Source organism: Streptomyces sp. NPDC059909 (assembly GCF_042730885.1).
In the GTDB taxonomy this organism is placed as follows: Bacteria; Actinomycetota; Actinomycetes; order Streptomycetales; family Streptomycetaceae; genus Streptomyces.
Genome location: NZ_JBHWKX010000202.1, coordinates 728 through 1,848, shown reverse-complemented (window position 1 = coordinate 1,848; position 1,121 = coordinate 728). Strand labels below are relative to the sequence as shown.

1 protein-coding gene and 1 pseudogene are annotated in these 1,121 nt (G+C 71.2%); both read right to left on the bottom strand.

All coding sequences use genetic code 11. The features are described 5' to 3' along the window. Positions 1–187, bottom strand: a pseudogene (locus tag ACFV9O_RS40190) (hypothetical protein); the annotation flags it as partial. After that, the coding region (locus tag ACFV9O_RS40185; RefSeq protein ID WP_385428000.1) for a carbohydrate ABC transporter permease at positions 184–1,121 on the bottom strand (938 nt) is incomplete at its 5' end. The pseudogene ACFV9O_RS40190 and the gene ACFV9O_RS40185, both read right to left, overlap by 4 nt.

Genomic DNA, 1,121 nt, shown 5'->3' with positions numbered 1-1,121 from the left:
CGTGGAAGGAGGTCAGCACCATCCACAGGGCGGGGAAGCAGAAGAGCAGGCCGAGCACCCAGGCGGTGACGGCGACGCCCGTGACACGCCGGCGCGGCGGGCGGGCCGCCGCGTTCGCCTCGGCGGCCGGACCGGGAGTCGTGGTGCCGGTCGGCGGGGTGGCCGGGACTGTGGTCGAGGCGCTCATGCGCGGCTCGCCTCCTCGCGGAAGAGGGACGAGACCACCCGCAGGGCGACGGTGGCGATGAGCACCGTGCCGATCACCGCGACGACGCCGACGGCGGAGGCCAGACCGTACTCGTGGGCCCGGTAGAAGGTCTCGTAGACGGTGTAGGGGAGGTTGGCGGTGCCGAGACCGCCGGAGGTCAGGGTGAAGACCGCGTCGAAGTTCTGCACGATGTACACCGAGCCGAGCAGGATGCCCAGTTCGAGGTAGCGGCGCAGGTGGGGGAGGGTCATGAAGGCGAACATCTGCCAGCGGCCGGCGCCGTCGATGCGGGCCGCCTCCATCATGTCGTCGGGGCGGCTCTGGAGCCCCGCCAGCAGGATCAGCATCATGAACGGCGTCCACTGCCACACCAGCGCGGCCACCACGGCGGCCAGCGGCATCGACGACGTCCAGTCCGGCTGGGCCACCTCCTCGATGCCGAAGAGCGAGCCGAACCAGTTGAGCGCGCCGTTGAACAGGCCGTACTCCGGGTTGTACAGGGCGTGCTTCCACAGCAGCGCCGCGGAGACCGGCACCAGCAGGAACGGTGTGATGAGCAGGGTGCGGACCATGCCCCGGCCGAAGAACGAGCGGTTCAGGAGCAGGGCGAAGCCGAGCCCGAGCGCCACGCTGACCAGCACCACCGAGGCGGTCAGGACCACCGTGGTGATCACCGCGTCGCGCAGGGCGGCGTCGGTGAAGACCGAGGCGTAGTTGGACAGGCCGGTGAAGTGGCGCTTCTCCGGATTGAGGGAGTTCCAGTCGAAGAGGGAGAGGACGAGCGTCGCCACGAACGGCAGCTGGGTGACGACGACGAGGAAGACCAGGGCCGGAAGCAGCGGCGCCCGGGTCGCCCACGCCTTCGCGCGGCTGCCCCGCGAGGCGGCGGGCGGGACGGGGGCCGGGGTCCCGG